Annotated in this window: 19 protein-coding genes; 6 read left to right on the top strand and 13 right to left on the bottom strand. The window is 47.8% G+C overall.

Going from position 1 to position 25,277, the window contains the following annotated elements:
• Positions 1–96 precede the first annotated feature (96 nt).
• The 5 genes from G9G54_RS15960 to G9G54_RS15940 are packed head-to-tail and all read right to left on the bottom strand — an operon-like array spanning position 97 to position 4,619.
• The gene (locus G9G54_RS15960) at positions 97–825 is read right to left on the bottom strand and encodes an ABC transporter permease (protein WP_165178815.1); all 729 of its coding nucleotides are present in this window, start codon (positions 823–825) and stop codon (positions 97–99) included.
• Complete coding sequence (locus tag G9G54_RS15955; protein ID WP_165178814.1) at positions 825–1,541, bottom strand: ABC transporter permease; 717 nt, start codon at positions 1,539–1,541, stop codon at positions 825–827. Before G9G54_RS15955 ends, G9G54_RS15960 begins: the two co-directional genes overlap by 1 nt.
• Positions 1,538–2,455 carry an ABC transporter ATP-binding protein gene (locus tag G9G54_RS15950; RefSeq protein ID WP_165178813.1) on the bottom strand — a complete coding sequence of 306 codons (918 nt, stop codon included), beginning with the start codon at positions 2,453–2,455 and terminating at the stop codon, positions 1,538–1,540. The genes G9G54_RS15955 and G9G54_RS15950 overlap by 4 nt, the downstream gene beginning before the upstream one ends.
• A 59-nt stretch (positions 2,456–2,514) precedes the next feature.
• Entirely contained in the window at positions 2,515–3,945 is a 1,431-nt protein-coding gene (locus G9G54_RS15945; RefSeq protein WP_165178812.1) for a HAMP domain-containing sensor histidine kinase, read from the bottom strand.
• Entirely contained in the window at positions 3,945–4,619 is a 675-nt protein-coding gene (locus G9G54_RS15940; RefSeq protein ID WP_165178811.1) for a response regulator transcription factor, read from the bottom strand. Before G9G54_RS15940 ends, G9G54_RS15945 begins: the two co-directional genes overlap by 1 nt.
• A gap of 151 nt (positions 4,620–4,770) precedes the next feature.
• Here G9G54_RS15940 and G9G54_RS15935 point away from each other — a divergent pair, with 151 nt between their 5' ends.
• Positions 4,771–6,525, top strand: coding sequence for an alpha-glycosidase (locus tag G9G54_RS15935; protein WP_165178810.1), 1,755 nt, complete (start codon positions 4,771–4,773; stop codon positions 6,523–6,525).
• 331 nt (positions 6,526–6,856) lie between these two features.
• Here the strand turns inward: G9G54_RS15935 and G9G54_RS15930 are convergent, their stop codons facing one another.
• The 3 genes from G9G54_RS15930 to G9G54_RS15920 form a co-directional block, all read right to left on the bottom strand.
• Entirely contained in the window at positions 6,857–8,008 is a 1,152-nt protein-coding gene (locus G9G54_RS15930; protein ID WP_165178809.1) for a response regulator, read from the bottom strand.
• A 157-nt stretch (positions 8,009–8,165) separates the two neighbouring features.
• On the bottom strand, positions 8,166–11,312 hold the full coding sequence (locus G9G54_RS15925; protein ID WP_165178808.1) for an ATP-binding protein: 3,147 nt from the start codon (positions 11,310–11,312) through the stop codon (positions 8,166–8,168).
• A gap of 162 nt (positions 11,313–11,474) precedes the next feature.
• Positions 11,475–14,915 carry an S-layer homology domain-containing protein gene (locus tag G9G54_RS15920; protein WP_165178807.1) on the bottom strand — a complete coding sequence of 1,147 codons (3,441 nt, stop codon included), beginning with the start codon at positions 14,913–14,915 and terminating at the stop codon, positions 11,475–11,477.
• Between the two features lie 274 nt (positions 14,916–15,189).
• On the opposite strand from G9G54_RS15920, the gene G9G54_RS15915 reads away from it, so the two are divergent.
• Positions 15,190–16,170, top strand: coding sequence for an aldo/keto reductase (locus G9G54_RS15915; protein WP_165178806.1), 981 nt, complete (start codon positions 15,190–15,192; stop codon positions 16,168–16,170).
• Between the two features lie 99 nt (positions 16,171–16,269).
• Positions 16,270–16,644 (top strand): MerR family transcriptional regulator, encoded by a 375-nt coding sequence (locus G9G54_RS15910; RefSeq protein ID WP_165178805.1) that lies wholly within the window; start codon positions 16,270–16,272, stop codon positions 16,642–16,644.
• Here G9G54_RS15910 and G9G54_RS15905 read toward each other — a convergent pair.
• Complete coding sequence (locus tag G9G54_RS15905; protein WP_061831143.1) at positions 16,641–17,306, bottom strand: methionine ABC transporter permease; 666 nt, start codon at positions 17,304–17,306, stop codon at positions 16,641–16,643. The two genes, G9G54_RS15910 and G9G54_RS15905, sit on opposite strands and share 4 nt — an antisense overlap.
• On the bottom strand, positions 17,303–18,325 hold the full coding sequence (locus tag G9G54_RS15900; RefSeq protein WP_165178804.1) for a methionine ABC transporter ATP-binding protein: 1,023 nt from the start codon (positions 18,323–18,325) through the stop codon (positions 17,303–17,305). The genes G9G54_RS15905 and G9G54_RS15900 overlap by 4 nt, the downstream gene beginning before the upstream one ends.
• 262 nt (positions 18,326–18,587) lie before the next feature.
• On the opposite strand from G9G54_RS15900, the gene pdaA reads away from it, so the two are divergent.
• A complete protein-coding gene (gene pdaA, locus G9G54_RS15895; protein ID WP_165178803.1) occupies positions 18,588–19,385 on the top strand; it encodes a delta-lactam-biosynthetic de-N-acetylase in 798 nt (265 codons plus the stop codon).
• A 117-nt stretch (positions 19,386–19,502) separates the two neighbouring features.
• Complete coding sequence (locus G9G54_RS15890; RefSeq protein ID WP_238808133.1) at positions 19,503–19,826, top strand: HAD family hydrolase; 324 nt, start codon at positions 19,503–19,505, stop codon at positions 19,824–19,826.
• A 71-nt stretch (positions 19,827–19,897) separates the two neighbouring features.
• On the opposite strand, the gene G9G54_RS15885 is transcribed toward G9G54_RS15890, so the two are convergent.
• Positions 19,898–21,595 (bottom strand): glycoside hydrolase family 13 protein, encoded by a 1,698-nt coding sequence (locus G9G54_RS15885; RefSeq protein ID WP_165178802.1) that lies wholly within the window; start codon positions 21,593–21,595, stop codon positions 19,898–19,900.
• 272 nt (positions 21,596–21,867) lie between these two features.
• On the opposite strand from G9G54_RS15885, the gene G9G54_RS15880 reads away from it, so the two are divergent.
• Positions 21,868–22,959 carry a hypothetical protein gene (locus tag G9G54_RS15880; protein ID WP_165178801.1) on the top strand — a complete coding sequence of 364 codons (1,092 nt, stop codon included), beginning with the start codon at positions 21,868–21,870 and terminating at the stop codon, positions 22,957–22,959.
• Between the two features lie 309 nt (positions 22,960–23,268).
• On the opposite strand, the gene G9G54_RS15875 is transcribed toward G9G54_RS15880, so the two are convergent.
• Both G9G54_RS15875 and G9G54_RS15870 read right to left on the bottom strand, forming a co-directional pair.
• Complete coding sequence (locus G9G54_RS15875) at positions 23,269–24,057, bottom strand: SDR family oxidoreductase (RefSeq protein WP_165178800.1); 789 nt, start codon at positions 24,055–24,057, stop codon at positions 23,269–23,271.
• A gap of 18 nt (positions 24,058–24,075) precedes the next feature.
• Positions 24,076–25,233, bottom strand: coding sequence for an SMP-30/gluconolactonase/LRE family protein (locus G9G54_RS15870; protein WP_165178799.1), 1,158 nt, complete (start codon positions 25,231–25,233; stop codon positions 24,076–24,078).
• Positions 25,234–25,277 lie beyond the last annotated feature (44 nt).

Raw genomic sequence — 25,277 nt, 5'->3', positions numbered from 1 at the left:
AGCCAGTACCTTATTCAGAACACGAACCTGAGTACAGTAAAAAAGCTCCTTACCCTCATTTAGGGTAAGGAGCTTTTTTAGTTCCTATATTTCGTCTTATATCTCTTTATAACGAAATATCGACAGGCCAGCCAATGCAAACAGGACAAAGCTACCCAGTACCACCGTCAAGAGTGTATCCGTCGGCACCATGAACGCCCCGAAGTCGTCTCCCCCACTCGGCATCATCGCCAATAAAGGTTGTACCCACGGATAATACGGAGCATAGGTCTGAGAGTTGGCGATCAGCATATTGGGCACGGTGAAGACGAAATTCAAAGCAAGCGGTGCGGCAAAGCTGGACCACAAGAAGGACACCATCAACTGCAACGCAGCCAGCGGCAGGCAGGCTACCCAGCCTGCGAGCAAACTTTGAGCGATCACGGCCCAAGGGATTGGTCCGTTCATGTCCTGCACAGCTCCAACACCCAGCAGCGCTCCTCCGAACAGTAGCTGAGTCAATCCGACCAAGACCATAATAATTGTCAACTTGGCCGCATACAGACTGGTGCGGGACAATGGCAATGACATGAGTTGCTTCCAACCGCCGCCCCCATGCTCGAATCGGCAGACTAGAGATCCAAATACGGCGGTCAGCATCGGCATGAACAGCATGGCATGTAATGTAAGCATGGCAGTCAACAGCAACAGCCAGTTCCCTCCCGGATTCGCAAGCAAGCCAATCAAGACGGCAATCGCCGGGCTGACGAGCGCAAGGAGCCAGACGGGCGATTTGGCCATTTTCATACGTTCAACAGAAAGTAGCCGCACATATCCTCCGAACATTACGCCACATCCTTTCGGCTAAAATGGGCCGCTGTCAGCAGACTGAGAAGCATGCCCGTTCCGCACCCGACGGACGCAAACATCCACGCCTGAGGTGCAACCCATGCGAATTGCGGCCATGCCAACGGAAACCATTCGGACAGCTGTGAAGCAAACAAGCTGCCGATGCCTAACGTAATGCCCAGTGTTACAGGCAGCGCCTGATTATGGAACGTGACCGTTAACCACAACAATAATACGAGCATAGGCAGCGTGCCGCCCAAGGGCCAAAACCCGAGTCGTAGCAGTTCCCCTACGGGTGCAGGCTCTCCCCCGAAGCCAAGAATCATTCCCAACACCCACGTCCCTACCGTCAGGAGTAGACAGGACACGCACAGCATCCCGATCGCCAGCGCCAGCTTGGCCATATAAACACTAAATTTGGAAATAGGCAAAGCCAGCAGCTGCTTCCAAGAGTTAGACGAATGTTCCACATTCGCCAGCATGGAAGCGACCATCGTGGCTCCTAACACCAGCGCAAGGGGGACAAAAATAGCGATGTTATCCATCAAGCCTTCCCATAAACGCCCCTTGTATCGCGGAATCAGATAGTCATAGCGGAGCCCAAAGTTCAGTCCCTGCATCGCTACCAGCCCTAGGGGACCGAGGAACACCAAGAACCAGATTCCCTTTCTGCGTGCTTTGAGCAGATCCGCCGTGAGCGCTCGCAGCATCATAAGGAAGCCCCTCCTTTGCCCACTACCTGCATGAACATATCCTCCAGCGATTTGCGGCGTTCCTCCACACGGTATACGGCATGCGTATTTTCGACCAATCTTCTGACCAGCAGCGCAACAGCCGCATCATTCATGTTCTCGAAATCCAGCGCCGATCCGTCCTTCACTGAATGGTAGCCCTGCTCACGCGCAATCAATTGGGCTGCTTCCGGTTCCGACACTACGATCCGAATCCCGCCTGCGGATTCCTGACGGAGATTATGAATCGTGTTTTGAAAGACCAGCTCTCCTTCACGGATAATACCCACGGTATTCGCCATATGCTCTACCTCGCTCAACAGATGGCTGGATACCAGCACGGTGATCCCCCGTTCCTTAGGCATCGCCTGAATCAATGTGCGCATTTCCTGAATACCCTCTGGGTCCAAACCATTCGTAGGCTCATCCAAAATGAGCACTTCGGGATTCCCAAGCAGGGCTGCTGCAATACCCAGTCTCTGCTTCATGCCCAGCGAGTAGCCTTTGACTGGACGTTTGGCATGCTTGGTCAGTCGGACGACCTCTAACACTTCCGCAATGTTTTGCTTGGGTACATTCAAAATACGGCGAATGGCCTCCAGATTTTCAATTGCGTTCAAATGACCATAATACGAAGGATACTCCACCAACGAGCCGACTTTACGCAAAATATCGAGCTTATGTCTGCGAATATCTTTGCCGAATATACGGATCGTTCCTCGAGTTGGGCGAATAAGTCCAAGCAGCATACGGATCGTTGTCGTTTTCCCCGCTCCATTTGGACCCAGAAATCCGTAAATATCTCCTTGAGCTATTTTCAGGTCCAGCTGATTAACCGCCGCGCGGCCTTTGTATATTTTGCTGAGACTGTTCGTTTCAATAATGTATTCGTTCAAGTTCCTCACCTCGACACCTATCGTAACGTGCCAAGTTTAAAGCCAAGGGAACTCTGAGTTTAAGTTTTGTTTAAAAAACGGATTCGGGTCCCGGCTGATGAACTGATAATCTCCCTCTCCAAATTCATTTCGCGAGCCAGCAGTTCTGTAATCGCCAAACCAATCCCAGCCCCTTTTTCACTGGACTGTTGCTCCATACCGGGCCCTTTATCTCTGATAATCAATGCCTCTGTCCCATTATCTTTCTGTACTTGAACACCGATATATCGGCCTGAGGCAGCATGGCGAACTACATTTTGAAAGAGATTGTCCAGCAGACGGCGGAAGCCTTGCTCATCGACATTCCACACCATACTATGCTCGGGCAGGTCGATATCCACTTCAAAACCCTCCTTTTCCCACACCGGATACCAGCTGGCTACACACTCCCGCACTAGCCGTAGGATATCACGCGGTGTGTTATTCATAGTGTATTTCCCACTAGCTAGCAGATTATAGGTGAGCAGATTGTCGATCAGACTCCCAAGGTCTTTTAGCTTGTTTTCCATCAGTGTAATCGACTGTTTCCCTCTGCTGCTCAGATTTTCACTATCTAGTGTATACAGATGGCTACGCACGACCGTAAGCGGCGTCCGAATATCGTGTGACAGATCCGCGACCAGTCTCTTCCGCAGCTCTTCCTCTTGACGCTCACGTCCCCGACTTTCTGCCAACTGCTCAACCATCTGATTAAATGCTTCTTCCAGCTTGCCGATTTCATCCGGGCGTCCAGTGGTAACAAGAATAGGCAAGCCATCCTCTCCTCGCTGCGACATGGCGGCCTGAAGCTGCAACAGTCTACGCCGAATGCCTCCAAAAAACAGAAGAGATACGAATATAAAAGCGCCCAAAACCAATACGATAAAAAAGAGATAGTACATGAACATGCTACTATCTGTAGGTGGCTGTTCAAAGAACGAACGGGGCACTTTTAACACCATATAGCCCTGATTCACATCATTCTTGCCCCCACCAATAAAGGCTACTACCGTAAACGGCCCCTCATAGCTTGCTTGTTTCATAAATTCTATAGCCTGCGCAGCGTTCCATTGTTTTGGCATGTTAGGTTGTGTCGGTAACTCCAACCTTGTTTTACCTGCGGGATCCACCCAAAATATTTGTGAGTTAGGGAACATATCTTGTTGTATTTTGCGCAGATGGGCTGAGATTTGCTCTGGTGTGGCTCCCTTCAAAGCTACAGCTTCGCGATGCCAGCTATTTTCGGTATGAGAAGCAGAGGGATAGTAAGCGTTTTTAGGCTTGAACTCCGCCCCCCAATTCAATAACACGCTATATATCAAGGCTGTAGCAGGCAACACAATGGGCAACAGCATCATAGCAACCACAATAATGACCAGATAACGGAACAACAGTGAACTGCGAAACCGACCTCCCTGACCCGGCCTAGATCTGGGGTGTAGCCTCCTCCAATCCTTGCGCGTCCTGCTCATTATGCTTTCACCCGATATCCTACACCACGGATCGTCTCAATGATGCGGGGTGCCGCAGGATCAATCTCCAGCTTTTCGCGGAGGTGTCGGATATGGACCATTAAAGTTTTGTCTCCGTCGATATATGGATCCCCCCACACCGCTTCATATATTTGCTCTTTCGTCATAATCTGGCCCAAGTGCCGTAGCAAATAAGCAAAAATGTGATATTGCTTACCTGTCAGTGTAATTTCCTCCCCGGTATCACGGTTCACAATACGATTATCAGGAGAGAACACAGAGAGATGCCCCAGTTGTAAAGACTCTTCGGGCACGGTTCCCGATCGGCGCAGCAAAATCTCCATACGTGCTATGAGCTCGTCCGGGTGAAAGGGCTTGGTTACATAATCGTCGGCGAAATCCAGTCCTTGCAGCTTATCGTCAATGGATGTACGGGCAGACAACATGAGAATGGGAAGCTCCGGGTACTCTTTCTTGAGCCGCTTCCCTATGGTGAATCCATCCAGACCGGGTAACATCACATCCAAAATCACGAGTTGGCACGTACGGGCTGCTTCCACAGCCCCCTCCCCGCTGCGAAGCCATACTACAGCGTAATTCCGCTCTTCCAAATACTGATGCGTCCAAGCACCGATATCCTGATCATCTTCGATGTATAACACATTTGTTTTCATAATAGACACCTACTTATCGTTTTTCTTTTATGTAATGGGCATTATAGCATTTATGGTACATGACCCACTTAAAAAGGTTAATAACTACCTTATACGACATACGCTTCACATTTTCAAATTTGAATGCTCGTGAAAAAAGGAGGACTACCCGATGCTGCTAGAAGCGATATACCATCACCCGAAACGAAATTGGGCTTTTGGTTATAATGATGAAACGATATTTCTACGGCTACGTGCGAAGAAAAATGACCTGAATACCGTTCATGCTCTCACCGGAGATAAATACGATTGGGACCGTACCCGACAGCTTGTCCCGATGTCCAAATTCGCTACCGATGGCAGGTTTGATTACTATGAATGCAGCGTAAAACCTACTCACCGTCGGCTGAAATATGGATTTTTGCTAGAAGACGGTGAGGAACGTATTTGGATGAACGAGGACGACTTCACCACCCAGGAACCCCAAAATGCAGATAAACTGTTCCAATATCCGTTTTTGAACCCGATTGATATTCTGAAGCCACCTGCATGGGTGAAGGATGCTGTATTTTATCAGATTTTCCCGGAACGTTTTGCGAACGGTGACCCCTCTATCAGCCCAGAAGGTGCAGAGACATGGGGCGGAACACCACAAAGAGACAATTTTTTCGGTGGTGATCTTCAGGGGATTCTGGATCACCTGGATCACTTGAACGAGCTAGGGATTAACGCCATATATATGACTCCTGTGTTCAAGGCGACGACCAATCATAAATATGATACAGAGGATTATATGGAGGTGGACCCGCATTTCGGGGACAAAAAAACATTAAAAAAACTGGTCGATGCCTGCCACGACCGAGGAATTCGGGTGCTGCTTGATGCGGTGTTCAACCATTCAGGGCGTACGTTTAAACCGTTCGTTGACGTGCAAGAAAAAGGCGAAGCCTCGCCTTACAAGGACTGGTTCCATGTACATAGCTTTCCCCTGGAAGTGGTGGATGGCACACCGACGTACGATACATTCGGGCTGGAACCGATGATGCCCAAGCTGAACACCGAACATTCTGAGGTGAAAAAGTACCTGCTGGATGTAGCAAAGCATTGGATCGAAGAAATCGGCATCGATGGTTGGCGGTTGGATGTGGCAGACGAGGTGGATCACGCCTTTTGGCGGGAATTCCGCACTACGGTCAAGCAGGCCAATCCAGATGCGTACATTTTGGGTGAAATGTGGAATGAATCATCTGAATGGCTTCAGGGGGATCAATTCGATGCAACGATGAATTATCCGTTCACCTACGCAGTAAATGATTTTTTCGTCAAAAAAGTGACCGATGCTCAAAGCTTTGCCTTCGCCATCGGACGACAGCTGGCCCGCTATCCACAGCAAGCATCCGAGGTTGCCTTCAATCTGCTGGATAGCCACGACACACCGCGCCTGCTGACACTGTGCGGGGATGACAAGCGGCTGATGCGACTGGCCGCCCTGTTCCAGTTCACGTACATGGGCGCACCCTGCATCTATTACGGCGATGAGATCGGCCTGGATGGAGATGCCGATCCAGGCTGCCGCAAATGTATGGAGTGGGACACCGACAAACAGGACCGCGAGTTGTTCGACTTTTACCGCGAGCTAATTGCGCTTCGTAAGGGGCACCCGGTCCTCCGTGATCAGGGAAGCATCACCTTTTTGGAGGCACAGCCAGAGGGCACCTCACTTGCCTACGAGCGCCGCAGCGAGGAAGAAGTACTGCTCGTGCTGCTCAACCGTTCCGATGAGGATCACGTTTTTGAACTGGACATTCCTGAGCAGGAATGGCAATTAGCTTTTGGCGAAAGCCAGTGGTCCAAAGGAGCGAAGGGGTTGCACGCCAAGCTTCCACCCTACGGATACGCTGTGCTGAAGGCAGCACCTGCTCAGTAGAAGAAAGGCATAAGCCTCTATAGGATGCTGATGAAAGTACCTGCCGAATAACGGCAAAAAAAGCGAGACCACCGGGAACAAGATGTTTACTTGTTCCTGATGGTCTCTTTACGTCGAATAAGAACTTCTATCCAAGCTGTTTATTTATTTTTAACATCTGTTCTTACTACCCCAACATCCGAAGCATTGATCGAAATAGGGTTACCGCCTTGTCCTGTCTGAGCTGAAGAAGATTGTCTGACGTCCACCCTAAAACCTCTCAATTACGACTCAACCGCGAAGAGATATGCTATATGAATATGCCACTGAAGAAGACAGGTAGTACAGCAGTTTACGCAGGTAGCGTCTGTGTTTTCAATTGCACGTACAACTGGTGCGTCACCTGCTGCGGCTCAATACCCAACTCATCTTCCAGTATTCTGACGAAGCTTTCATAATGCTTTTGCGCAGCGGTATAATCGCCCAGTTGGGCGTAGGCGGTCAGCAGCAGACTGCAGATATCGTCTGAGTACGGCTCCCGTTGCTGTAGGCTGAGTAAGCGCTGAACAGACTGCCGGGTACGACCTGAGCGAAGCTCTTCTCTCGCCAGCTCAGAAGCACATGCCAGATACATATTGCGCAGCTTCTCCCTTTTTGCATATGCCCACGGGTAATCGTGCTCCTCCAGATAGTTGCCACGGTATAGTGCCAACAGGCTCTCAATACGCGGCTTACCGCCGGTACCGGATGCAGCCCATTCGGATATTCCCCGCTCGAATAGCTCCACATCTGTAATCCAGCCATTGCGGTTCAAGCGGTAGCGATCCAGATTATATTCCAGCTTCGTATCTTGCATCCGTTCTTTCAACGCCTTGCGGATTTGGTAAATGGATGTGTGCAGGTGAACAACAGCCTTGTCCAAATGATATTCAGGCCACAGCGCATCCAGTAATTGTTCTTTGCTCACCCATTCCCCTTCATGGTGTAATAAAAAGGAAAATAGCTCCTGCGACTTTAATGTGCGCCATTTGAATGGTTTCGCACCTACGGCTTCCTGTCCATCTTCCAAAATTTCAAGTTTTTGAAAACAACGTACCTTGGGGGATTGCTCTGCTGAAGCTCCCAAACTAGAAGAACGGGGATCAGCCAGCGTGGCTGCAATCCGATCTAACGTTTTGGATAGCCGCCGGGCATGAACGGGCTTTAACAAGTAATCCAGTGCTTGCAGCTCGAACGCTTCAATAGCATATTCCGAGTACGCGGTCACAAAGACGATATGAATATGAGAATCTAACTGTTGAATCCACTCGGCGGCCTCCAGACCATTCATCTCTGGCATTCCGATATCTATAAAAACAATATCCGCACGTTCTGCCGCCAGATGATCCAGCCCCGCTTGTGCAGACGTATATTTGCCCATTACCGTTAACCGTCCGTCCGCCTCCAGCAACCGTTCCAAGTAGGTTAATGCCGACCTCTCATCATCAATCAAAATCGCCTTCATTTGTGTCCGTACTCCCTTCCTGCTGCAACCATTTATCATGATGCTCTATTTACATGCTATCTGCTTTATCCTTACGGTTTTTAATTTCTTATATTTTATATATCGTATCATTGCGGACGTGACTTTAGCTTTTCCGACAAATGTACTGTACTTTTTTTTATTCATCGGTATGCCGGGGCGAGATCGTTTCCGGCACACGGAAGCTTACCGTCGTCCCTTGCATAGGATTACTTTCAATTCGCAATCCTTCTCCATACATATGGATAAGACGGCGATGGATATTACGCAGTCCCACGCTGGAAGATACATGATCCTCCGACAGCAGCTGTTCCAGTCGCTCGGACGGAATCCCTACGCCGTCATCGGTCACGCTGACCACAAAATCGGTTCCATCCTCCTGCACAACCACTCGCACGGTTCCACCTGTTGCCCGTTGCATCACACCATGCCGTATCGCATTTTCCACGATGGGCTGAATGCTTAATGGCGGGATGAGCGACCGGATGTTCCTTCCTACCTCTACGGTCACCTGCAAACGTTCTTCAAATCGTGCTTTTTCCAGTGCCACATACGATTCTACCAATTCCAACTCCTTGGATAATGGCACCGTATTCTCCCTGTTCTGAAAATCAAAACTGCCCCGCAAATACTGACTCAGCTCCATGAGTAGCTCCGCTGCTTTGTCCGGGTCTACGGCTACGGTCGAAACAATGACATTCAAGGCATTGTACAGAAAATGCGGCTTGATTTGTGCCTGTAAAAAGGCCATTTCCGAACGCACCGCTTCCTCCGCAGAATGACGCATGTTCAACAGCGTGCGCACACGCGCCTTTAATTCCTCAGCATCAACAGGCTTACGTAGAAAATCATTAGCTCCCGCCATAAAACCTGCGCGGATATCCCCGGGCAGGTCGCGTGCCGTCAGTAGCAACACCGGTAGCTCGGACAGGGAATACCGTTCCCGTATCCGTCGGCACAGCTCAATACCGGACATTTCCGGCATCATCCAATCCGTAATGACTAGGTCAAATCGGGAACGGCCATTCAGTATGTGAAGTGCCTCCTCGGCATGATCCACCGCCACCACGCTACAACCTGTGGTATATAATAGCTCCTCCAGCACCCGAAGATTAACCTCATCATCATCTACAGCCAGCACTTTGTAAGGAACAGTCTGAACTTGCTCCAGTGCATCCTTTTCATGCGAAATCACATTCTGACCCCACGTCACACCAGGCTGCAATATAACCGCAGACGAAACATCTTTTTGAGCTTCATGTGCCAACGTTCCAGTCTGCGCTAAGGGCAGTGTAAAATAAAAGGTCGAACCCTTGCCCAATCTAGATTCTACCCGGATATGACCACCATGCAGCTCCACCAGACGACGAACTATGCCTAATCCAAGCCCTGTTCCACTGTATCCTTCATCCTCAGCATTCGCCCCTCGGTTAAAAGGTTCAAATATATGCGAAAGATGCTCCTGGGCAATACCGGACCCGGTATCCTTCACACTGATTTCCATTTCACGGTTCCCCGATTTGGCAGAGATTACGATTTCGCCTTCCTCCGTAAATTTCACCGCATTACCCAATAAATTGTACAGAATCTGAATCAGCCGATCCTCATCCGCATCCACCTTGGGCAACGAATTGGACCATTCTTTGACGAATTGAATCTCTTTCTTACCCACCGTATGACCCAATACCTCCAGCACGGAATTCACAGCTGCCTGTACATTGACAGGCCGACGATTTAAGGCTAATCTGCCATTTTTCAAATTAGAAAAATCCAGAATATCGTTAATCAAATACGAAAGTCTGCGTCCTACATTCGCAATCAAGGCCAAGTTGTGCTTTTGCGGCTCATTGAATTGTGTCCCGTAGCGGTCTAGCATGGATTGAGCGATATTAATAACTCCATGCAGAGGAGTGCGCAGTTCATGTGACGTATTCGCCAGAAATTCATCTTTTAACCCATCCAGTGTTAGCAACCGTCGTGACAGGTTCTCAACCTCCATAAACGAATGCACAAAACGTTTGGCCAGCAGGAGCGTTTGAGCCAATACGAATATGAGCATTTCATAGGCTGTCACCCCACGCACATCTCCCCAGCCCAGAATGTACACAAAACTAGTCACTACAATCATAAGAATGCTCATAATACTAATGACTAGCAGTGCAGCGTCATCCGTCCGTTGAAGGAGCCCACGGATCAAGATCAGTAATACATATCCCACACTGACTACACCAAAAAGAAGAATAAACGCTTCAAAGGATGAGAGTACCAATGTAGGCAAAAATAGTCCCATACCCAGCATCAGTGCGGTTGTAATATTATAGAGGCGCAGCACGATCCGATTCATAACAATCTGCGTCGAAAGATGAACATAGCGGATCAGAAAATAGTAGAACAGCGTTGAAGAGAACGACTGTATTTTTAGTATCCATTCATAAGGTAAGTCCGGTATTCCCCAAACCAGCAGCTTTTCTCCATGTGTCAGAATATAAAATAAAGCCGAGATACAAAAACATCCTAAGTAAAGCAATGCCTTCTCCTTTTTACGTAAAAGGTATAGCATGATAAAAAATACGGTAGGAATAAAAAATCCTGCTATCAGTACGGTGTCCTCTGCCATTGCAACTTCCCGGCTATGCGTAATACTCTCGTAATCCCCAAATAACAGTGGATAAATGATTCCACCGGAGGAGTAGCTATAATTAGCCACATGCACGGTAATATCAGCCGAATGTCCATCTATCGCTGCAAATCCAACATAGGGAACATTGCCCTGCTTGCCCTTGTCGGCAGAAACAGAGGGAATACCACTTGCTCCCACGTTTTCTCCGTCAATCCATACTTGACTGGCGCTGCGAATGTTTTGCATATAGATGCCGTACAGATTTTCCGCTTTTTCAGGCAACAGCACACGGATATGATAGGTTCCATATCCGGTCGCCTGTCCCTTAGGCATCCACTGATTCCATCTACCTGGCACATCCACAATCTTGGCAGAAGATCTCGTTTCCACCCCCAACTCTGAAGAACTCTGATGATTTTCCCAATCCTTATCTTGTTGCATTTCATGAAAGGATAAAGGTTGCACAAGCTGATTAGGGTAAAATTCCCACTCCCCTCCCAGCTGTACAGGGCCTTCCTTATCAGGGTCCCAATTACGCAAATCAATAATACCGTTGTGAGCTTTCCAATGACTGTTCCCGGATAAAACACCCGACACTAACGGATACACCGGCAACGCAACCGCAAGCAGAAGTATAATAAAAAATAAAACCCCCTGTTTTTTCATAAATCCCCCGCTCTTTTCAATATCGTCTATCTTTTAGTATCGGTTATTCTAACCAGCTGTATTAGAAGCGCTGCCCATGCAAAAAGGGACGCCCGCCGCAGACAAAAATCTGTGTGGAATCGTCCCCTTTTATACACCCTTGTACTTCCTGCATTTCCCTTATTAAGGAATCATGCCTTCATCATTACCACCGCCAGGAATCGAGCCTGAATCGCCTCCGCTGCTGTCGCCGCTTCCTGTTCCGCTGCTATCGCTTGGCGGCGTGGCTCCACCGCTGCTGTCACTGCTTCCTGTTCCGCTGCTATCGCTCGGTGGTGTTGCTCCTCCACTGCTGTCGCTGCTTCCTGTTCCGCTGCTATCGCTTGGCGGCGTTGCTCCACCGCTGCTGTCGCCACTTCCTGTTCCGCTGCTATCGCTTGGTGGCGTTGCTCCTCCACTGCTGTCGCCGCTTCCTGTTCCGCTGTTGTCGCTTGGTGGTGTTGTTCCTCCACTGCTGTCGCCACTTCCTGTTCCGCTGCTTTGTTGCTGGCTGGCTACAAAATCTTTATACTCCTGAATCGCATCTTCCAGATTCATATAATTTTTCTTGATTTCCGGCATAGGATAATACTGGTCCAGACGATTGAATGCATCCACTACTCTGTGAAAGTAGACCGTCGTAGGATCTGTACCATTTACTGTAAGCAGATTGTTCGCAATGTTCTTGAGTTCATTGATATCAAGATCAGTTACGATCCATTTGGATTGGTAGTTCGAAAGTGCTGTAATCAAATCTGTGTTAGCCTGGTCTACCTGAAGCTGTGTAATATCCGGAGTATTAAGCACAAGGTTTGCCTGATTAATTTGCCCTTGAAGTTCTTCGTTATCTTGTTGGGTATAATGACGGCCGAACGTCTGAACTTCATTATTAGCTATACTTATGTTGAAATTTAACAACATGGTATCCACTGCTATTGGTGCAGCATACTGGCTCTGTACCCGTTGCAACTCCTCGTATACAGGAACCACGTCTTGCAATTCAAAGCTAGGCAAACCTAAGAAGATGGAGGCATGCTCTGAAGCAGAAGACAAGGCTTGCTGGGCTTCAGCGCTTAATGAGCCTGAATTTTGCACCAAAATTCCATTGATCGATGCCTGCATTTCAATGATTTCGGCTCTCAATTGTAGCCTTTTCTCGTTATATTTTTCAATATAGGTCCCTTTAGCCTGACTTAATTGATTATAAGAGATCACCAATTGCTCCTCAGGAGTAAACGGCATCATGAGTGCAAAGTTGGCTTGTTCTGTTAGTTGCTCTAAAGGAAGCATTTCCGTATTTAAGTAATTACGAGCAATAGGGTTGGACAGCAGTTTTAGATGAATGTCTTGAACCAGCTGGTGCAGTTTTTCCCGAGTTGTAGCAGGTACTGGCGCAGTGAATTCCGCAAGTCTTTGACTCAGCTCCATGTTCAAGGTCAATACGTCCTGCTGCGTCATAGCCGTATGCATCTTCTCTGTATATTCCTGAATGAGGTTGGCCAGTTCGGCATTTTGAGAGCCACTCTGATCGTAGATAACCTCCGCTTCTTGTAAAGTATTTTTAAGCACTGAGAAGTCCGCTGCTTGCAGTGCCATGAATGCTTCTGTCGTATCTTTTATTTTTCGTGTCCATTCGTCCAACTGCTCCGTTGTAGTTAATGGGTTCACATATACATTTAATCCTTCTCTCACTAAGGACTTGTAACGCGCTTTGTCTGTTTTCAAATTCTCCACATGATCCGTTACATCGAGAAAATGCAGATAGGCATCTCTGAGTCTTACCGATGCTTCGTATACTTTAATTACTCGACGCAGGCTTACTACTTCCCGATCCACTATATTTTGGGGCGCATTCCCTTCTAACACATTATTGCCAAATTGAATTGCTTGACTTAATGAATCATCCCAAAGAGGTGGGAATTCGTCGCTAACCATTCGATTTTGCTCAAGGGTAGTCGAAGCTACCTGAATCAGCCTAACTAATTCCTGTGTTCCAATCATCGGTTCTGTGGCTGAATCTGTGTACACAGAAACTTCCTGTTTCAATGTGCTGAGCGCTTGATCTACCTCTGCCTGTGTAGCTGTAGTATTGTTCAGTACCAGCGTAGCCTGGTGGATTGCTGCCGACAGGCTTTCCTTGGCCGTAGCCGGGTAGAGTGCCTGATCCGGTCCACCCTCACCTGCACGATCCAGCAGATCTTTGGCTGCATGGACTTCTGCCTCCAGCTGACTGCGGTCTACGTTGACAATGTCACTGTTGTGTTTTTTCTTATCTTTGCTCTCTGTTTCCGTGACAACCGATCCAGTAGAGGACGAGTTCGTCGTGCCATTCACGAGACTAACAGCTTCTTTCATCGCATCATAGTTAATGATAACATCCTGCGGCTGTTTTTGTTCCGGTAGGTTAAGCCGGTTGATTGTAGCTCCCTTAGCCAGCGTAATAAAAGGAACGCCCACATATTGTGATGCATCCAGCAAACCAATACTGCCGCTAACCAACAGCTTGCCCAGTCCCTGTTGCAACGAAACGCGGCTAATCGCGGCATTTCCCTCGGTCACGATCGATGCATCATTTTTCAGCGTCAGGTTGTCGATCTTCGTCGTCCCGGTTGCTGTCAGCTTGGCATCCTTGGAGCCCAGCTCCACACTAGACCATGCCGTATTTTCCAAAATGGCCGATACAGGCTGAGTCCCTGAGCCTTTGATTTCCAATACGCCTGTGGAGGACATGTTCTTCAAGGTTACCGAGCCATTGACGATCAGGCGTCCTTCAAAAGATACACCCTTACCGTCAAAAACGCCGCCGTCTGCGTTAATTTCCAGCTTATTCACACCTGTGAGTGTACGCAAATTACGGTTAAGGTCGAATTTTGCCCCTTTTAATACAGCTTTGTTATTTTCACCAAACAAACCTTGCAAAGATCCTTCCAACTGGTACGGGATATTTCCGATGCGAACAGTATTGCCCTCTGATTTCACTTCTCCTACCGGATGATCCAGCAGGCTGACGAATACTTCCGCACCACTCTCCCGGTTCAATGGATTTTTCAAATCCGTTGTAGAAGCATCCTCTGATAACAGACCATAAGAGCGGGCAACTTGAACTGCATTTTGCTGTGCATTCGCTGTGCCGACATCCTGTAAGTCCATTGCACGTACTAGCGATACGATCAGTTCTTCCTTGGTAATGGCATCCCCCGGACGGAACAGTTCGCCATTGCCTGTCATATACCCGGCTGCACGTACAGCCTCAATATAGGGAGCGCCCCATGCATCGGATGACACATCCATAAAAGAAGTCTGCGGCTGATTGTTAACTTCCAGTTGGAACAGACTGCACAAAATTTTAGCCGCTTCTGCGCGGGTCAAATTCTTTTGTGCCATAAAATCGCCCTGCTTACCGCCTGTCATCAAACCCAAGGTGCGAGCTTGTGTTACAAATCCAGTTTCGCTTTGCGTATCTGCTGTCGCTGCATAAGCAGTCTGGACGCCGCCCACCCAAGGCAGAGATACGATTGAACCTGAGGCAATACCCAATACCATCGCAGATGCAATCCATTTATTTCGATTTACAAGTTTCAACATTTCAACTCCTAGACACTATTTATTGGCATATATCCTGTTATATCAAAGGCTTTAGTCATGTTTAGTTCTACGATTTATGCAACCAAGGAACTATGCTAAGAGAAGTATACGAAACCCCACTGAACCGATTCTGAACAATTAGACCTATACGAATCATTCCGGAGCAAAATTGCTTGACTTGGAGTGAACTCCAAATGTAATAATATCCGGTGTAAGTAGCTGGAGTAGACTACATTTGAAGAAAACAATATCTAGGAAAGCGAGGTATAATCAAATGGACTATGTGAAACTTGGAAATACCGGCTTGGATGTATCCCGGCTTTGTCTTGGGTGTATGGGCTTTGGGGTTGCAGAACGGTGGATTCACCCATGGATACTAGATGAAGAGCGCAGTCGTCCCATTATAAAAAATGCCCTGGAGCTAGGTATTAATTTTTTTGATACCGCGAATGTATATTCAGATGGAACTAGCGAAGAAATTGTTGGACGGGCTTTAAAGGATTATGCGAATCGAGATGAAATTGTCCTCGCGACAAAGGTTCATTTCCGTATGCATCAAGGCCCGAATGGTGCGGGACTTTCCCGAAAGGCTATCATGAGTGAAATAGATAAGAGCCTTAAGCGACTGGGGACAGATTATGTGGATCTGTACCAAATCCATCGCTGGGATTACAATACCCCTATTGAAGAGACGATAGAAGCATTACATGATGTTGTGAAGGCCGGGAAGGCAAGATATATTGGTGCTTCTGCCATGTACGCATGGCAGTTTCTAAAGGCGTTACATGTCGCTGAAAAGAATGGATGGACCCGATTTGTATCAATGCAGAATCATTTAAATCTCTTATATCGTGAAGAGGAGAGAGAGATGCTGCCGCTTTGTAAGGAAGAAAAAATCGGTGTGATTCCATACAGCCCGCTTGCAGGTGGAAGGTTGACGCGTGATGTACAGGAAACAACACATCGTTCCGAAACCGATCAGGTTGCGAAATCTAAATACGATGCGACTGCCGATACCGATCTATTGATCGTGGAGCAGGTTGCGGCCATCGCAGAAAAACGTGGAGTTCCTCGCGTTCAAATCGCACTTGCTTGGTTGCTACAGAAAGAACCGGTAACAGCTCCGATTATCGGTGCTACGAAAACGTCTCATCTTGAAGATGCAGTAGCTGCTCTTTCGATTACGTTAACACCTGAAGAAATCGCATTGCTGGAAGAGCCGTATGTTCCTCATCCGGTAGTTGGCGCTCAGTAAATATGGATGAAATGACAGTTTCAAAATAAGCAACGACAAGAACGCCCTATCCATTTACATAGGGCGTTTCTTGATCAGAAATCAGGAGGTGAAGTCTGCATGTTGATCGCAGAAGTAAGCAAAAAATTTGAACTATCTCAGGATACACTCCGCTATTATGAACGCATCGGACTTATTCCGCGTGTGAACCGTAATAAAAGTGGCATCAGGGATTACACGGTAGAAGATTGCAGATGGGTTGAATATATTAAATGTATGCGAGGCGTAGGACTTCCCATTGAAATTTTGATTAAGTATGTTAGGTTATTCCAGCAAGGTGATGAAACGATGAATGCTAGAAAAGAACTCCTAATAGAGCAGCGCAAGCAGCTCATTGCAAAAATGAAAGATATGGAAAATGTGTTGGAACGCATGGATTATAAAATTACAAGCTATGAACAGACAATAGGTGAAAAAGAAAAACATCTAATTTAACCCCTGCGTGCTTTACGGGACAATAGGTTCCCCAAGGACTGAACACCTTGTACAAACAAGACTAGAATGATGACGGTAATCAGCATAACCAGCGTATCAAAACGTTGATAGCCATATGCGATCGCCAGATCGCCAATTCCGCCTCCGCCGACCGCACCAGCCATAGCAGTAGCACCAATCAGACCAATGGCTGCTGTCGTTAACGACAAAATCAGAGAACTGAATGCCTCAGGAAGCAAAAAGTATCGAATGACCTGAAACGGGGTCGCCCCCATCGCATCTGCTGCCTCCAGTATCCCCGGATTTACCTCCAACAGCGAGTTTTCGACCAGCCTTCCGATATATGGCGCAATGTATATAATCAAGGGGACAATTGCCGCACTGGTCCCAATGGATGTATTCACAATCAGACGGGTTAACGGAATGATCGCAATCAGCAAGATAATAAACGGTAAGGAACGAACAATGTTAATGATTGGATTCAAAATATTGTGCAGCCATTTGTTCTCCAGAATTCCGCCTGGACGGGTGATGACGAGTAAAATACCGATAGGGATACCGATCAGGGCGCCAATGAATAATGATATGCTGACCATGAGCACGGATTCATACAAAGCTTCCCACAGTTGATCCCAGGTGATCGTAGTTCCTGTAATCATCATAGACTCTCTACCTCCTGAATATGAACTCCTTTGCTCTTGAGAAAATCAACAGCCTGCTGAACGGCATGCTGTCCACCGCGCAGTTGAATCGTCATATAGCCAATCGTCGTTTCTTGAATCTCCGTCATGTTGGCAAACAAAATGTTCACGTGGATATCATGCTGCCGAATCAATTCATGAACCACCGGATCAGAAGCAACCTGCCCTATAAATTCCAGCTTGTATATTCGCTGCGATTCTTGCTGTTCGAACGTTTGCAGCACACTCTCGGGTACCGTATCGTGAATGACCGTGCGTACAAAGCTCTGTGTCGTCGGGTGCTGCGGCTGCCCGAATACCTCCAGGACATTGCCCTGCTCGATGATTTCCCCCTTTTCCATTACGGCTACCTTGTTGCAAATCCGCTGAATCACCGACATTTCATGGGTGATGATCAAAATGGTGATCTTGTATTCCTTATTGATTTTACGAAGCAAGTCGAGAATTGACTGTGTGGTCTGCGGATCAAGTGCCGAGGTTGCCTCATCACAGAGCAAAATGGACGGGTTGCTCGCAAGCGCCCGTGCAATCCCCACACGCTGCTTTTGTCCGCCGGAAAGCTCGCTGGGGTAGCTATTCGCCTTGTCCGACAATCCTATGAACGCCAAAAGCTCCTTTACACGCCCCTCTATTTCCCGTTTGTTGCGCTTAAGCAGCACCAACGGAATTGCAATGTTGTCGAACACTGTTTTCGATTCCAGCAGATTAAAATGCTGAAAAATCATTCCGATCTTCTTTCTTACCTTCCGCAGCCCAGAGGTCGAGTAGGTATTTAACTGTTCCCCCTCAACAAGAACCTCTCCGCTGGTTACTTTCTCCAGACGATTGACCAAACGGATCAGCGTACTTTTCCCAGCGCCACTGAATCCGATAAATCCGAAAATATCTCCTTTATCCACTTTGATATTTATATTTTTTAACGCTTCAATACTTAGACCTTTTCTCACATAGGTTTTGGATACATTCCTAAGTTCAATCATGAGTCCTAACTCCTTCCGTTCTCACAAGTATGTAAGATGTTCTAAGCTGATTGCTTTTCTTTGGCATGAATGATCGAATTAAATCCGAGTATTCTAGTAAGTTTTATAAAGTATACTACTTCGATTTAATATTCATGTCAATATGTGTTTTGAGTCTTGGTTAGTTCAGTCCTTGCATAAATCAGCATGATATTGCAAATGGTATGAAATATGCCGAAGCATACACACCTTGCCCGAACGGGACGGAAGCGGAGGAAGATAGATGAAGCGAATATTTACCTTGTGGCTATGCGTTGCAGTTATAGGGATGTTGACAGTTACGGCAGAACCCGCATGGGCTACTCAGACTGTTGACGGACAGCCTTATCATTTTGGGTTCAAAAAAAGTAAGGGAGGGGAGCTGCCTTCCATCGCACAAGAAGGTTTTATGCAACTAATCGAAAGGCAAGGTGGCATCTTTCTGGGGGATACGACTAAAAAAGAATTATTTCTCACTTTCGACAACGGCTATGAGAATGGGTATACTCCCAAAGTGCTGGATGTATTGAAGGCCAAAAAGGTTCCAGCCGCCTTTTTTGTGACAGGGCATTTTGTAAAAGACCAGCCTGATTTGATGCGACGCATGGCCAGTGAGGGTCATATTATCGGAAACCATTCATGGAGCCATCCTGATATGAGCACCATTTCTTCGACAGAGATCCGGTCTGAGCTAGATCGGGTACGAAATGCATCGGCAGAGCTAACCGGGCAAAAAGAAATGAAATACGTCCGGCCGCCTCGCGGCATTTTTAATGAAAAAGCATTGGCTTCCTGTCGAGAAGCTGGATATACGAGCGTGTTCTGGTCTGTAGCTTACAAGGACTGGGACACAAATATTCAGCAAGGAACGGACTATGCCTATCGTCAAGTGATTGGTCAGCTCCACCCTGGTGCGGTCATTCTGCTCCACTCCGTATCCAAGGACAATGTCGAGGCACTTGGTTCTATCATCGACGAGGCTCGCAAGCAAGGGTATGAGTTTAAAAGTCTAGACGACCTTAAGGTGAAACATTATCACTAAATAGTAATTGAATTTAATGAGTCGATACGTTATCAGCCCGATCCACAACTGCCCATGGTAGCCAGTGTGAATCGGGCTTTTTAGTTTACGACCAAGGAAGGTAATGGATATAACGATATGGATGAGCTGGCCGCCAAGCTTTCGCCGCTCGGCGTGGTCATCCATCAACACCGTAATGAACAAGTGCTGGACATCAGCCCACAAAATATCCATAAATGGAACGCGCTTCAGAAGCTTGGTGTGCAGCCCCGTCAATTTATCGCCTTCGGCAATGATGCGAATGATATTCCGATGTTCAGGGAGGCACACCATGCCGTCATGATTCATCACCATCCTGAACTGGCTGCCTTCGCGACTGAATCGATCCCTAATGAGGGGGAAAATCAAGAAGACCGGATTATCGCCAAAATACGTGAGTTGGCTGAAATGGTTACCATTTAGCCAAACGCCAAGAAAGGGAAGGTCTCTCTATGAACCTTCCCTTCCTTTTACCATTCTAAAGATAGCAACACCTATTGCATGGTTAGCTTATACACCCTGGCTTCATAAGGGCGCAGCTTCAAGGCATGCAGTTGTTCTCCTTGAACCGGCTTGTAGTTGGACAGCAGCAGCTCCGCCTTAGCGACAGGAAAGTCCTCCTCAGGCCAGTGGTACACCGGATCACGGTCAAAGAAATTCAAAATGACCAGCAACCGCTCTTCTCCTAGTATACGAGTGAATACATACAGTTCCGTATCTAGCGGCAACAGCAGCTTGTATTCGCCATAGACTATAACCTCATGTTGTTTGCGCAGAGCAATTAACTTGTGATAATAGTGGAAAATCGAGTCCGGATTATTTCTTTCTGCCTCTGCATTAATATGTGTGTAGTTATCGTTAATCTTCATCCACGGCTCTCCATCGGTAAATCCGGCTGAGGGTCCAGCATTCCATTGCATGGGAGTACGCGCATTATCCCGACTTTTCCGCCAGATCTCTGCCATAATCTGTTCCTCAGACTCACCGAGCTTCCGTTGTTGCTCATAATAATTCAACGTTTCCACATCCCGATAATCATCAATGGACGGGAATGCAATATTCGTCATCCCAATTTCCTCACCCTGATAAATATAAGGCGTACCCTCTAGCATATGCGTGAAGGTTGCCAGCATTTTGGCCGACTCCACACGATATTGTCCATCATTCGCAAATCGCGAGAGGGCCCGCGGCTGATCATGATTGTTCAGATAATTGGCATTCCATCCTTCCTCATGAAGCACTGTCTGCCAGCTGCTCATTATTTTTTTCAGCTCCACCAGTGTCCACGGCTTGGGTTTCCATTTTTCCGTCCCTAGCCCTTGTGCATCAATAAACATGTGTTCAAACTGGAAAACCATATTCAGCTCATGCCGCTGGTCCCCCACATAATCAAGCGCCTGTTCCGGTCCTAAACCAGACGTTTCGCCAACTGTCATTAAGGGATAACGCTCCAGTAATTTTTCATTCAGCATCCGTAGAAGTACATGTACCTGTTCCAGATTGGAAAAGAGCTGATAGGCACGTACCAAGGTTCGTTTGTCAGGATTATCGGCATCCGGCAGCCCCTCCGCTTTGACAATATGGGCAATGGCGTCAAAACGGAAGCCATCGACTCCCTTTTTCAGCCACCATTCCACCATGCGGTAGAGTTCGCTCACCATCTCTTCATTTTCCCAGTTCAGATCTGGCTGATGCTCGGAATATAGATGCATGTAATATTCGTCTTTAAGCTTGTCATATTTCCACACTGAACCGGAAAAATACGATTCCCAGTTGTTCGGATATCCGCCATTTTTGCCTGTTCGCCATATGTAGTAGTCCCGCTTCGGATTATCCTTGGACGAGCGTGACTCCGTAAACCACGGATGCTCATCCGATGTATGGTTTAATACCAAATCCATCATGATTTTGATGCCTCGTTCATGCGCCTGGTGAAGCAGTTCGTCAAAATCCTCCATTGTTCCAAACTCATCCATAATGGCATAATAATCACTAATATCATATCCGTTATCGTGATTGGGCGATTTATATACCGGACAAATCCAGATTACATCAATACCCAGCTCACACAAATAATCCAGCCTGGACAAAATACCTCGCAAGTCCCCTTTACCGTCTCCGTCAGAATCCTGAAAACTGATCGGGTAAATCTGATATACAACGGCTTCCTTCCACCATATTTTTCTAGGCATGTTTCCCTCCTGTAGCTTCTCTGTACATCCAATAGCTTATGCTCTTAACATACACGCAATACCTGTCTGCGAATCGTTAGTGAAGGGAAACAAGAGTCTTGTAAGCTTGCTTCCATGCATCAGCAGAGCCGCTATAACCTACGGAGGTTTATTTTAAAAAAATATTTTGCAAAACAGGTTGTAAAAGTGTATCTGGCGTTACCTATATTTATGAACTGCCCATATACATGTACCCAAAGCGGTGCCATTTTTGAATAAAAGGAGGAATTTACATGAACCATCGACCCAAGGAGCCAAAGGATCTGATTGTGGAAACTGCTGTGATCCCGCCCAATATCCATGTGGACGTGGAGTCAGCCACTGAGGGGGGAACACGCCGCCTGATGCTTAGCGATAACCCGGAGACGCTTACCCACGTGACGGTACCTACCGAGCAAGCCACCCTGTGGCATGACGTGGTTCGCACGACAACGCGAACAGTCAAACATCGCATTTTCGGCTGGCATTATAACAAAATCGGCAGCGCTGTTAAACTGGGCATCACCGTAGAGAACAGAAGCGCTGCTAAACTAGAAGTACGTCATATTGAACGTGCCCTTAAGATTGTGCCTGAGGATGGCAACTGGATTATAGATGTCGGGCAGTCTATTGCCAAAAGCTGTTTGGCGGGTACGATGGAACGTCTAAAGCCAGCAGACCGTCATAAATTCGGCAAAGGCACCTCCCTGCTGGAGGAATTTGAGCTGCCCGAAGGATCGCTGGCCGGATTCATCTATGACCTCACAGTAGAATTTGCTGAAGGCCACGGTACGCTGGATTATGTGATTCGCACCGTGATCAGCAAGGATACGCAGACCGATCTGCGCCAGATTCATATGGACGCGCTTCCTCCCGTACCTCCACCCCAGGCGCATCCACGAGGGGTGTGGTCCTTTTCCGAAACGAATGCGCGGATGCCAGAGTACGTGGTGGGGCAGAGCGCCAACTATCGGGCGTGTGCCACCAAAAAGCTGAACGGCGAGACTCCTGCCGATCTGCTGTTTACCGGGGCACGCAGCGAGCTGGGGCCTGCGCTAGATAATCGCGGACAATTCGGAACCATATACAACGCGACCATTCCCATCGTTAATGACAGTGACGAGGTACGTATCGTACGAATCTACGCCAATCCACGTGGGGGTGCGTTCGCCGGATCTGTACGCGTAGATGATCGTGTATATGGTATCCCTTTGCTACGAGATAATACCAAGGTATGCCGATTGGCTGATATCAGCGTCCCTCCCGGCAGATCCAGCTATAATCTGAGCTTCATGGTCGCCGGCAGTGCAACTACGCCGCTAGGTCTGTATGTCATTACACTATAGCTGTGCTCACGATGACTGGATGAGCGAACGTGGGGCCAGAATTTTCACAGGATATGGATGGTCTGCTCAATAGTAAATGGAGCTGTCCCAAAGCTGGTTTTAAATTTTATTGGACAGTCACGCTTCGTCATTAGTATAAAAAGCGCGAGTGCAAGGGTTATTCCCCCTGTAGCTCGCGCTTTTTGGTTCATGCTCATCCATCTGAGCAGGTTATGGTCAAGCGAAGGCATGTAGTCCTCATCGCCGCCATACCCGGCATCGGCGATGACCATACCCGGTTACCCGGTTTGTGTCAGAATAAATATCGCTCTATTTGAACCGCTGGACCTGCCTCGAAGGCATAATGGTCAACTCTGGAATATTGACATGCTCCGGCTGCTCTAGTGCATAAAGGGCAGCTTCTGCGACATCATCGGGATGCAGCGGCAAAACGCTCGAAGCAAACGCCCGAATTTCCTGCTCGGGATATCCGGCCACCTGCGAAAATTCCGTCGCCACCGCCCCGGGGTGAATCGCAGTTACACGAATTCCTTGCGTACTGGTCTCCAAACGCAATGCAGAGGCTATAGCGCTAACACCGTACTTGGTAGCGCTGTATAGTCCTCCTCCGGCAACCACTTCCTTCGCTGCAATAGAGGAGACAATGACAACATCCCCCTTGGCCTGTTCCCTCATTGGCTGAAGTCCGTACTTCAGTGTCAGAACAAGACCGTGCACATTCGTCTTGTAAAGCTCCTCCCACCTTTCCAGTTCCACTTCTGCCAGTGGGCTTCGATACCCGAAGCCAGCATTGGCAACGATAATGTCAAGCCGTCCCCAGCGTTCAAGAATGGCGCGGACCGCCTGCTGTACGTCTTCAGCTTTTTGGATATCGGCAGGTATTGCCATGACCTCGTACAATTCCTCTTGGTGCAAGTCGCGAACCAATTCATCCAATCGTTCCTGACGGCGTGCCAATACAGCTATATACGCGCCTCGCTTTGCCAGTTTTTTTGCAATCGATGCCCCAATGCCGCTGCTTGCGCCTGTTACCAAAGCTACTTTCCCGGCCAGGCTTTCCTTCGCTTTCCAGGATAATCTCAACTCATCCAATATCATGTTATACCCTCCCCAAGCTTATTTGGTTAAAAGCACGCGATGAACACCCTGGCTGCCTCCAGGAGCTGTACCTATATATAAATATCCGTCATGGTTTACAGCCGTGGTTACCCCATAAAGCGAGCCTTCAGGATCATGCCAGCTTCCGTTGAGTTTACCCTGCGGATTAAGCTCCACAGCAAGCCCATGCTTCACAGGTGCGCTTGCACCGCTGAGCAGCGATTGAGGCAATTTGGCCATCATTCCAGCCAGCCACGGGCTTCCATGCATCTGATCTACAAAGGGAATACGTGTTGTGAAGAGACCGACCCAGAAATGGCCTTGATCATCACGCGTAATGTTATCCGGAAAACCGGCAAGATTATCCACAAAAATATCCGAAGTCCCCTTCTTCGGCCCTTTGAGCCAGTATCGGGTCAATTGGTAGTGATACGACTCTGCCACAAGCACAAAATCTTCGTCCGCAGACAAGGCAACCCCGTTCGCAAAATAAAGGCCTTCCAACAGAACTGTCGTCTGCTTGGTCACCGGATCATATTTCAGCAAACGTCCATGTGGCTTGTTCTCGGCGATTTCTTTGAAGACTACACTGCCATAATTGGAGGTGTCAGAAAAATAAATGGTACCATCTTTGGCAATATCCAGCTCGTTGGCCAAATAGATCGGTGTGCCGTCGACTTGATTGGCCAACACCGTCACGTTTCCGGAAGGATCTACCGACAGCAACCCCTTCTTAACATCCGTAACGATCAAATTTCCACTTGCATCAAACATAAGTCCATTGGGCGTTCCTTGGGTATCTGCATATAGCTGGGCCTTTTGCGGATTGCCCTTAGTATCAAAGGCAACCTTATAAATTTTCCCGTCGGAGTCTCCCGTATATAAATTTCCTACCTTGTCAAAGGTGATAAATTCCGGAAACTTAGGGGCATCTGTAACAAGCTCTGCGGAGCTGAGTTTGTTGTTTTGTTGCCATGGACCCGCTTGTTCAAATGAGGGGGCCGAAGGTGCAAACCATTTTGCAGGCTGGACAGGGGAAGGGATGAGCATAAAAATAACCACTCCCAGAAGGATTACCGCCAGCAGCGATAATCCGGTTCTGCGTACCCATTTACGCGGTTTCTTATTCTTTCTTCCTTGAGAATCTTTGACAGATAAATCAGGTTTACTGGGCATTAGATTGCCTCCTATGTGATGTGAATAATATTTCAGCATTTTGC

The sequence above is a fragment of the Paenibacillus sp. EKM212P genome, assembly GCF_011066115.1.
GTDB lineage: Bacteria > Bacillota > Bacilli > Paenibacillales > Paenibacillaceae > Paenibacillus > Paenibacillus polymyxa_B.
This window is presented reverse-complemented; position numbering and strand designations above follow the sequence as displayed.